Genomic DNA, 10,504 nt, shown 5'->3' with positions numbered 1-10,504 from the left:
ATAATGCACTACGGGTAAAGTTATAATCAAAAACCATGCTATGATGCAAGTTTATTTTCTTGGAACAGGTACTTCTCAAGGAATTCCAGTTATTGGAAGTAATCATTCTGTTTGTAAAAGTAACGATTTAAAAGACAAACGATTGCGTGTTTCAGTTTGGATAACTTGGAATGAAAGTTCGTTTGTAATTGATTGCGGACCTGATTTTAGACAACAAATGTTAAATTCGGGTTGTACCAAATTGGATGCGCTTTTTTTTACTCATGAACACGCCGATCATACTGCGGGTTTGGACGATATTCGTCCTTTTAATTTTATGCAAGCAAAACCAATTCCGATTTACGGACACAAATATGTTTTAGAAAATTTAGCACAGCGTTTTGATTATATTTTTAGAACCGAAAATAGATATCCTGGCGCACCAAGTGTTCAGCCCATTGAAGTTATCAATAATCAATCGGTTTTTATGGATGGTTTAGAAATCATTCCCATTGATGTTGATCATGGCGGAACACAAGTTTTTGGTTATCGTTTTGGTGATTTTGCTTATCTAACCGATGTAAAAAGAATGAATGGCACTGAAATTGATAAGTTAATAGGAGTGAAGGTTTTAGTAGTGAATGCGTTGCGAGAAGAACCACATCATTCACATTTTAGTTTGCAGGATGCGTTAGATTTTATACATTTGGTACAACCAGAAAAAGCTTTTTTAACGCATATCAGTCATTTGCTTGGATTTCATGAAGAAGTGCAAAAAAGATTACCTAAAAATGTGTTTTTGGCGTATGACAATTTAAAAATTACCATTTAAAATTATGAAAAAATCGTTGTTTCTCTATTTATTTATCATCGCAGTTTTGATGAATGTTTTTACCTATAAATATTTTGCTTCCAAAGGTTCGGATGAAGTGAAAGCACTAAAAATTGAAAATAAAAAATTGCAAGACAGTACTTTGGTAATGTTCAACAAATCGATTGATGATGTTGCTTTTACGTTGGAACATAACGATAGAGCTCAAAATTATTTAGAAGGTCAAGGTGAAATTGCAGCTTTTTCTGAAAAAGTAAAACAAGCATTATTAGCTTACAATGATGATCCAGCAGGAAATAAATATGTTGACCAAGGAAAAATGGGCGAACAAAAATTTATTATAAATAAAATGAAAATTATAAACCATCGTTGGATTATTGCAGATTATAGCAACGGCGAACTTTGGGGGGAAGTTTTGATTAAATATTTTGTAAACGAAGATCAAAGTATTTCATTTGAAACAATTGAGAGTTATTTATATCCAAAACAACTTAATTAAAAGTCAAGCAGATGAAAAAAATAATTCCATTTATAATCATTGCGTTATCGTTTGCATCGTGTAAACTAACCGATGAAAAATCACCAGAAGAAGAAAGCGAACTTTTAGAAGCTTCGGTGAAAGATAGTACTACTGTTTCTGACAAAGATGAACACGGTTGCTTGGCTTCGGCTGGTTATATTTGGTCAAAAGTCAATAAAGAATGTATAAAAGGTTTCTCTGGAATTCAGTTAAATCCAATTGATTTACAGGATAATGAAGACGAAACCAAAAGTGCTTATGTACTTTTTAGCGAAGATGTAAATCAAGCTGAAATATTTTTACCTAATCAAGAAAACTCATTGGTTTTAACCCGAAAAGCAGAAGGTCAACCATGGATTTTGGGCGAATGGCAACTTATTCCGTGGAAAGGTTATGTGTTGAAACAAGGCGATAAAAATCTTTTTGCTGGCGATGGCGAAATTGGTCACAAAGTTTTGGGAAGTGATACTGAACAGTAAAAAAAAGGTCTTGAATTTTCAAGACCTTTTTTTGTTTACGATTGCAACCAATTCTTAAAATCATAAAAATTTTGTGGTGCTACGCCGTGGCCAACAGGATATTCTTTGTAAGTAACATTTATTCCTAATTCTTCCAAAACTGGAATTGATTTTCGTGCCCAATCTACTGGAATTACTTGATCAACTGTTCCGTGTGAAGCAAATATTTTTAGTTTTGAAACATCGTTATCTGTGAAATCATCAACAGCCATTTCAGTATTCAAATAACCACTCATGGCAACAACACGTTGTACTTTTTCGGGATAAGACAATGCCACAGCATAACTCAAAATACAACCTTGACTGAAACCAATCAGTGTAACATTATCAGCATTAATAGCGTAATTAGCAACCAATTCATCAATAAAACTGGCAATAATATCTCTTGAAGCTCGAGCTTGACCAATGTCTGAGAATTTATTTTCGTCTGCATCAAAATTGATAGCATACCAAGCATAACTTCCATACATCAAATCAAATGGTGCGCGAGCTGAAATTACATAATATTCTTCGGGTAATTCTGAGGCGAATGAAAACAAATCTTCTTCATTGCTTCCATAACCGTGAAATAACAGCAATAACGGATTTTTTTCTTGCTTAATTTTTGGTTCTCTGACTAAATGATGCAACGATAAATTCATTATAAACTTTTAAATAGGTTTTGAAAAAATGCTCCAAGTAACGGAATTTCCTTTTTTTGTCCTTGTAACGCACCAAGAAATCCATAAATCCAAAGGATAAAATAGAATAAATAAAAAGCTCCAGTTGCCATCCAACTATTAATATAGCCAACAAAATAACCCAACAAGAAAAAAGAAAGAAATATTCCTAAACCTTGTCGAACGTGAAACGAACCAAAATCAGTTTTGTTTTCTTCTTGGTTCATAAAAATGGCAATAACAGCACCAATAATGGTCATGTAAGCTACAACTGCGGTGTTTTTTCCTTTTTGAATATCGTTCATTTTTTTATTGTATAATGTATAATGTATAATGTATAATGTATAATGTATAATGTATAATGTATAATGTATAATGCAAAAAAAAACTAAATCACTAATTTACCATTATTATAAATTCCAATTGCTTTTCCTTTCATTTTTTGTCCTAAAAACGCTGAATTTTTTGATTTTGAAAGGATGTTTTCTTTGCTAAAAGTCCAATCATTATTGGTTGTAAAGAATGATAAATTGGCTTTTGAATTTTCTTCAATTGCTTGGTTTTCTATTCCAAAAATGGTTTTGGCTGACGTTAATTTTTCAATTACTTTTTCTAATGGTAAAACGGTCAATAACGAACCAAAAGCGCTTTCCAATCCGATAGTTCCGTTTTTAGCCAAATCAAATTCCATTTTTTTGTGTTCAATATCCATCGGATTATGATCGGAAGTAATACAGTCGATCGTATTGTCCAAAATTCCGTTTAGCAAAGCTTGTCTATCAACTTCATTTCGTAATGGCGGAGCAACTTTGTATCGCGTGTCAAATTCTTCCAGTTTTTCATCGGTTAATACCAAATGATGAACCGAAACACAGCAAGTTACGTTCAAACCTTTGGCTTTTGCTTCTTTAATCAATTCTACCGATTTTGCTGTAGAAATCGTTGGAATATGAAGTTTTCCTCCAGTATATTCTAATATAAATAAGTTTCGGGCAACGATTAATTCTTCGGCTAAATTTGGAATTCCTTTCAAACCCAATCGAGTGGAAACAATTCCTTCATTGGCAACGCCTTGACCTTTTATGTTTTCATCTTGCGAAAAAGCAATCACTAATCCGTCAAAATCTTGAGCATATTGCAATCCAATTTTCAGCAAATTAGCATTTGATAAACTTTTTCCATAATCGCCAAAAGCAATTGCTCCAGCATTTTTCATGTCAAAAAGTTCCGCCAAATCTTTTCCTTCACTATTTTTGGTCAAAGCACCAATCGGAAATAAATCAGTAGCCGAATTTGCCGCTTTTTGTTTTACGAAATGAATTTGCGACTGATTGTCAATAATAGGAAAGGAGTTTGGTTGCAAAGCAATTCCGGTAAAACCACTTTTTGCTGCTAAGTTCAAACCGTTTGCAATCGTTTCTCTGTCTTCAAATCCAGGTTCGCCAAGTGAAACGCTACTGTCAAACCAACCTTGTGAAACGTGCAAACCATCAATATTTATTTCTTCCAAATTATCTTTGTTTGAAAGCGATTTGCCTATTTTACTGATTATTCCGTTTTCAATAATTAGGTCAACGTTTTGGTTGTGGAATGAACTTTTTGGGTCAATAATTGTTGTGTTGCTTAGTAGTAGGTTCATTTTACAAATTTTTGGATTAGTAGTTCCAATGCTAAAAAGAGTAGTGTTAGTATCACAAACCATTTCCAGATTTGCGTGTCGGTTCTATCGGTTTGAATGGTGTTAAAAACCGTTTCTATGTTGTTTGTTTTTTCAAAATCGGCGGCAATATCAGCATTGATATTGGCAAGATTTCCTTCGGTTCGAGTATAGTTAAAACTGATATTTTGAATTTCGTTTTGACCATTAAAAATACCAAAATTCCCAGCCAATAACGGATTGTCGTTAAACGTCATTTTTACTTTAGTATTTAATAATTGTTGCACCGGAATGAAACTTTCCTCAGCATTTTTTATCGTCAAAATTTCATCTTTAGAGAGTAAAGCATCAACAATAAAAGGTTGGTTTTCGCCTATAGTAATAGCATTTACGCCTGTTTTTTGACTGTTTTGTGCCATGTTATAAAACGTTGGAACAATCAAAGGCGAATTTTGGAAATTACTATTTTGTTTATTAATTGGCGCAGCAAAAACATAAACACTCGAAATCGGATTACTAACAGAAGTTAAAAAGGCACTTTGGTCTTCATAACTCAAAACGGCTGGCGAATTACTGCTTAAACCAATCGACGTTTTAGTTGATGGATATTGGAAATTATCAATTTTCTTTTCAAAAACACTACTGAAAAGCGGATGATTGAAATTGATTTTGGTTACTTTCTTTTCATTGCCATTTGCCGAAGCATATTTCACAGCTCCAAATTGGCTCAAAAAAGAATTCATTGCAGAAATATTCAACTCTTGCGACGGAATGATAACCAAATTTCCACCTTTGTTTACAAATGATTTTAAGGTAGTTTGTAAGGCTTGCGGAATTTCTTTTAATTCATTTAAAACGATAGCATCTTGTTTTTCCAACAAATTATAATCCAAATTGGCAATTGGATAATTTGTGAAACTAAATTCATCCGAAGTATAAATTCGTGCCATGAAACCGCTTTTTTCGGCTTCGCCAATACTGATTACATTGGTTTTACTTGGTTTTGAAATACTGAAATAATACGTATTGTCATATTCCAAACCTTTATCAGTAATGGAAACATAACCATGAAAATCTTCTTTTGGAATAGTGAAATTGATGGTTTTTTTAATTTGCTCAAAATCCAAAATTGTTTTGGCGGTCAGTTTGTTTTTGTTGTATAACGCAATCGGAATGGCTTTTGAATTTTCTCCATTTGAAGTCAATTCAACGCTAATTTCATAGAAGTTATCCAAATTTTGAGCAATAAAAACGCTGTCGATTGAAATGTTGTTTTTTTGTTCCGCTTCTGGAATTACAAAGTAAACATTGTCTTCTTTTTTGAAACTTTTAGCTTCATTGTTTTTGATACCAACTGCATCAGTAATAACAATGATATCTTTGTTGAAAGCCGATTTTCGAGCGTTTATTTTAGCAATTAAATTATCCAATCGAAACGGTGTTGCGCTGTATTTCAAGTCTTGCAAATCTTTTTGAATGGATTTAATGTCGGTATTCCAAAAACTTTCCGAAGTAGTAATTAACGAAAAATTCTGTGCTTCTGGAGTTTGTTCCAATAAATCTTGAACCGCGCGTTTCAGCAAATCACCTTTTTTGCCTTTGGCTTGCATACTATAGGAATTATCCAAAATAATATACATTTCATTGGTTGATTTTTGACTGTCTTTTCCTGGAAAAAAAGGTTGTGCAAAAGCTAAAATTAAGAAAGTAAGCAAAAGCAAACGAGTAAAAAGTAACAACCATTTTTTGATGGTAGAACTTTTTCGAGTTTGAATAGAAAGCTCTTTTAGAAATTGAACATTGGTAAAATATTCTTTTTTAAATCGACGCAATTGAAACAAGTGAACCAAAATTGGAATGACCAACAGGAAAAGGAAATACAGAATTTCGGGATGTTTAAATTGCATTTGAATTTTCGATTTGTCAAAAATACTATTTTTATCATTTTGAAAGATAGTTTCAATGTTTTAAATTTAAAAAAATATCTTAATCGTTTAAGGATTAACTTTGTTACTTGATAAAAAATTGAAAATGAGAGCAGTTTTACATTATTTAGTCGTTTTTTTTGCTTTGCAAACCGCTCATGCTCAACAGAAAAACCTCAATTTAATTATTGGAACCTATACAAACTCATGTGAAAGTGATGGAATTTATGTGTATGATTTCAATACAGAAACTGCCGATTTTCAATTAAAATCAGCGACAAAAGGCGTTGTAAATCCAAGTTTTTTGGCTATTTCGGAAGATAAAAAACATGTTTATGCTACAAACGAAAGCGGAAATGACAGTAAAATTTCGGCATTTAATTACAATTCGGATAGCGGAATTTTAGAATTTTTAAATGCAAAAAGTTCGGAAGGAAATGATCCGTGTCATATTATTAATGACGATAAAAATGTTTTGGTTGCTAATTATAGCGGCGGAAGTATTGCTGTTTTTGGAAAAAATGAAGACGGAAGTTTATCCGATAAAAAGCAGGTTATTTTGCACAGTGGAAAAAGTATAAACACAGCACGCCAAGAGAAATCACACATTCATCAACTACAATTTTCTCCAGATGGAAAGTATGTTTTTGCCACAGATTTAGGTGCGGATTTTATATATTTCTATAAATATTACAACAACAGAGAAGCAGAAATTTTAGAACCTTTTCAAGTAAAAAAAGTAAAATCAGGAAGCGGACCAAGACATTTGACTTTCAGTAAAGATGGAAAAAATGTGTATTTAGTTCAGGAATTGGATGGAACGTTAACGGTTTTTAAGTACCATAAAGAAAAACTTGAAGTAATTCAAGAAACAACGCTTATTACCAAAGATTTTAAAGGAGAAATTAGTGCCGCAGATATTCATTTTTCGCCCGATGAAAAGTTTTTATATGCTACAAATCGTGGTACAGCAAATACCATTTCTTGTTTTGAACGAAAGGAAGATGGAACATTAAAATTAGTACAAACGATAAAAACAGAAGGGAAAGGTCCCAGAAATTTTGCTATTGATCCAACGGGAAATTTTCTGTTAGTGGGACATCAATATACTAATGAAATTGTAGTTTTTAAACGCGACAAAATCAACGGAAAATTGACTGATACTAAAAAACGAATTGCAATTTGTTCACCTGTTTGTTTGGTATTTGACTAGAAAATTACAAGACTAAGTTAAGTCTTAATGCAACTTAATTTCTTAATGGTTTTGTAAAAAAAATTACTTCTTTTTCTTCTTTGCAGCTCGAGCTTTTAAAATATTTCTATTAATAGACGAACTTGTTTTCTTTTTGGTTTTTGATGGTCCGCCAAGATTTACTTTTTTGTTTTTAGCAATTTTTTCATGAAAAGATGCGCCACCTTCCAGTTTTGGCTTTTTCATTAAAAATTTCATTTTCTTTTTCTTGTCTTTTTCAAATTCAAGCAATCTTTCGGCAATTTCAACTCCTTCAGGCATTTCGATGAATTCAATTTCTTTTTCCATCAAAACTTCTGCTTCAATCATGATTTCTTCTTCGCGCGGACTGATTAAACTGATAGCAATACCTGATTTGTCGGCACGACCAGTTCGACCAATTCTGTGAATATATTGTTCTGGAATTTCAGGAAATTCTACGTTGATAACATGTGAAATATCCGAAATATCCAAACCTCTAGCCATAACATCGGTAGTGACAATTCCTCTAATTTCGCTTTCACGGAAAGAAGTCATTGTTTGCAAACGGTAGTTTTGAGATTTATTAGAATGAATAATTCCAAATTGCTCTGGGTAAATTTCTTCCAATTTATCGGCTAGTAAATCGGCCGTTTTTTTGTTGTTTACAAAAAGTAAAACACGTTCAAAAGCTTCGTCTTCAAGTAACGAAGCAATCAAATTTATCTTGGTCAAAAAGTTAGGAACTTTATAACCCAATTGTTCAATTTTTTCCAAAGGCGTTCCGCTTGGTGCCAAAGAAACTTCTTCTGGTAATTCAAAATATTCTTCCAGCATTTCATCAACTTCATCGGTCATAGTAGCTGAAAAAAGAATGTTTTGACGTTTATTTCTCAACATCGATAGAATAGAAGTGATTTGAAATCTAAAACCTTGATTTAAAATTTCGTCAAATTCGTCAATAATTAATTTTTGCAAAGCATCAAAACGAACCACATTATCCATTGCTAAATCCATCACACGTCCAGGTGTTCCAACCAATACATCAATACCTTGGTAAACCGCCGTTTTTTGAGTATTTATATTTACACCACCATAAACGCCAAGCGTTCTAACCGACATATATTGTGTCAATTTTTCCACTTCGGCGGCAACTTGAACCACCAATTCTCTTGTTGGAACTAAAATCAAAACACGTGGTGTATCCGTTGCCGCAAATTTCCATTGCTTTAAAATTGGCAACAAATAAGCAAACGTTTTTCCTGTTCCGGTTTGTGCAATTCCCATCACATCGCGTCCTGACATAATTACTGGAAATGCTCTTTCCTGAATTGGAGTTGGAGTTGTCAACCCTAATTCGTCAATAGCTTTTTGTAATGATTTCGGTAAATTAAATGGTTCAAACGTGTTCATGGTTTCTGAAAATTTTTGCAAAGGTAGTAAATTCAAATTTGGTGCTTTTTTCAATGAAAAAATCCCAAACCATTTGATTTGGGATTTGTTTTTTCAGCAGTGTTGAAACTGACAACTGTCAACTAAACAACTGTTAACTAATATTAAAATTGCTCTCTTCCTGCAAAGTGAAAAGCACTTTCTATAGCAGCATTTTCATCAGAGTCAGAACCGTGAACAGCGTTTTCTCCAATAGAAGTTGCATATTTTTTACGGATTGTACCTTCAGCAGCATCAGCAGGATTAGTAGAACCAATTAAAGTTCTGAAATCTTCTACAGCATTGTCTTTTTCTAAAATTGCTGCTACGATTGGTCCACGTGTCATGAACTCAACTAATTCGCCAAAAAATGGTCTAGCAGAGTGAACTGCATAGAATTTTTGAGCATCAGCTACTGTCAATTGTGTTAATTTCATTGCTACAATTCTGAAACCACCTTCAGTAATCATATTTAAAATTCCACCGATGTGTCCGTTTTCAACACCATCAGGTTTAATCATTGTAAAAGTTCTGTTTGTTGCCATTTTGATATAAATGATTTTAAATTCGGGTGCAAAAGTAACGTTTTTAAATCAGTATAAAAAATGGAATAATTATCAATTTTTAATAATTTTCTGCACAGAGAAATCCAAACCAGATGAAATCTTCAAGAAATATACACCTTGTGACAAGCCATTGCTTGGAATAGTATAATCGGTAGCAACAGGAGTGAAGTTTTGCAGCTCTTTTCCAGTAGCATCAAACAATTGAATACGATCAATAGTAGCCGTATGTGTAATAGTCCAATCAGTTGAAGATGGATTTGGATAAATTTTTAAATTTTTAATGCTATTTTCATTAGTCGATAATGAATTTACAAATTGGTAGTTACCCGTATCTCTTTCAAAAGTAACATCATAAAAACCACCACCAATTGGGATGTTTGGGCCATTTTGTGTTCCTGTTCCTGAAGGAAAATCTGCTGAACCCCAGTTAGTTATCCAACTGTTGTTTTTTCTAAATTTTACTTCACCATCAATAACTTGCAAATCATTAATGGTGTAAACAAAACCATCTGTTGTCGTTAAATCAGTATCTTCAACGCCAAAACCTCCCAAAGCAGAACCTAAAATACCAATACTAGGATAATCAAATCGATATTCTCCAGTAGTTCTATTAAATGTTACAAAGTATTCACCTCCGGTAACTGGTATTGATGGACCAGTTGCAACAGCCGTTCCAAAAGGAAATGCAGTACTTCCATAAACCAGTTGCGAGTTGTTATTTTCTCTAAAATAGGCTTGACCACTACTAAAATTAAAGTCAGCTAAAGTGTAAACAATACCATCGTCTGTTAGCATTTCAACATCGTCACCACCATAACCATTCTGAGAGTCAACCGCTGGACCCCAAATTCCAATAGTTGGAAAAGTAACTTGTTGAATAAAGGTATAGGTGCCATTCAATCGGTTAAATGTAACATCATAAACTCCAGCGATGGTCATAATATTTGGACCATTTTGAAAAGCAGTTCCCGATGGAAAATTACTATTTCCCCAATTGATTGCCCAATCGCCATCTTGTCTAAATTTTAATCCTGTTGTGTTTGGATCTGTTGCAGTAGTTAACGTCACGTTATTCAATGTATAAGTAACATTATCAGTAGTATTCATATTGGTGTCAATAGTCCAACTTCCAGAAGGACTAGTACTTCCAATCATGGATATTACTTGTGAGTAACAATTAAAAACAAAAAGGGAAGCAAATAAATAG

Annotated in this window: 11 protein-coding genes; 4 read left to right on the top strand and 7 right to left on the bottom strand. The window is 33.0% G+C overall.

Going from position 1 to position 10,504, the window contains the following annotated elements; translation table 11 throughout:
* Positions 1-43 precede the first annotated feature (43 nt).
* The 3 genes from IAI56_RS14120 to IAI56_RS14110 are packed head-to-tail and all read left to right on the top strand — an operon-like array spanning position 44 to position 1,810.
* Entirely contained in the window at positions 44-811 is a 768-nt protein-coding gene (locus IAI56_RS14120) for an MBL fold metallo-hydrolase (protein WP_187658484.1), read from the top strand.
* A gap of 4 nt (positions 812-815) precedes the next feature.
* On the top strand, positions 816-1,310 hold the full coding sequence (locus tag IAI56_RS14115; RefSeq protein WP_187658483.1) for a hypothetical protein: 495 nt from the start codon (positions 816-818) through the stop codon (positions 1,308-1,310).
* Between the two features lie 11 nt (positions 1,311-1,321).
* Positions 1,322-1,810, top strand: a complete 489-nt coding sequence (locus IAI56_RS14110; RefSeq protein WP_187658482.1) for a hypothetical protein — start codon at positions 1,322-1,324, stop codon at positions 1,808-1,810.
* Positions 1,811-1,845: 35 nt separating this feature from the next.
* Here IAI56_RS14110 and IAI56_RS14105 read toward each other — a convergent pair whose 3' ends face one another.
* The 4 genes from IAI56_RS14105 to IAI56_RS14090 form a co-directional block, all read right to left on the bottom strand.
* The gene (locus IAI56_RS14105) at positions 1,846-2,490 is read right to left on the bottom strand and encodes an alpha/beta hydrolase (RefSeq protein ID WP_187658481.1); all 645 of its coding nucleotides are present in this window, start codon (positions 2,488-2,490) and stop codon (positions 1,846-1,848) included.
* Complete coding sequence (locus IAI56_RS14100; RefSeq protein ID WP_187658480.1) at positions 2,490-2,813, bottom strand: hypothetical protein; 324 nt, start codon at positions 2,811-2,813, stop codon at positions 2,490-2,492. Before IAI56_RS14100 ends, IAI56_RS14105 begins: the two co-directional genes overlap by 1 nt.
* Before the next feature lie 83 nt (positions 2,814-2,896).
* On the bottom strand, positions 2,897-4,147 hold the full coding sequence (locus tag IAI56_RS14095) for a dihydroorotase (RefSeq protein ID WP_187658479.1): 1,251 nt from the start codon (positions 4,145-4,147) through the stop codon (positions 2,897-2,899).
* Positions 4,144-6,072 (bottom strand): BatA domain-containing protein, encoded by a 1,929-nt coding sequence (locus tag IAI56_RS14090; protein ID WP_187658478.1) that lies wholly within the window; start codon positions 6,070-6,072, stop codon positions 4,144-4,146. Before IAI56_RS14090 ends, IAI56_RS14095 begins: the two co-directional genes overlap by 4 nt.
* A gap of 124 nt (positions 6,073-6,196) precedes the next feature.
* On the opposite strand from IAI56_RS14090, the gene IAI56_RS14085 reads away from it, so the two are divergent.
* Positions 6,197-7,303: a lactonase family protein gene (locus tag IAI56_RS14085; protein WP_187658477.1), complete on the top strand. Its 1,107-nt coding sequence runs from the start codon at positions 6,197-6,199 to the stop codon at positions 7,301-7,303.
* 63 nt (positions 7,304-7,366) lie between these two features.
* On the opposite strand, the gene IAI56_RS14080 is transcribed toward IAI56_RS14085, so the two are convergent.
* The 3 genes from IAI56_RS14080 to IAI56_RS14070 form a co-directional block, all read right to left on the bottom strand.
* A complete protein-coding gene (locus tag IAI56_RS14080; protein WP_187658476.1) occupies positions 7,367-8,713 on the bottom strand; it encodes a DEAD/DEAH box helicase in 1,347 nt (448 codons plus the stop codon).
* A 143-nt stretch (positions 8,714-8,856) separates the two neighbouring features.
* Entirely contained in the window at positions 8,857-9,276 is a 420-nt protein-coding gene (locus IAI56_RS14075; RefSeq protein ID WP_133533980.1) for a nucleoside-diphosphate kinase, read from the bottom strand.
* Positions 9,277-9,348: 72 nt separating this feature from the next.
* On the bottom strand, positions 9,349-10,504 hold a 1,156-nt coding region (locus tag IAI56_RS14070; protein ID WP_222941022.1), incomplete at its 5' end, for a T9SS type A sorting domain-containing protein.

Origin of the sequence: Flavobacterium macrobrachii (assembly GCF_014486675.1) — a bacterium.
GTDB classification, from domain to species: domain Bacteria; phylum Bacteroidota; class Bacteroidia; order Flavobacteriales; family Flavobacteriaceae; genus Flavobacterium; species Flavobacterium macrobrachii.
The sequence above is the reverse complement of the archived record's forward strand: the minus strand, read 5'-3'. Positions and strand labels throughout refer to the sequence as shown.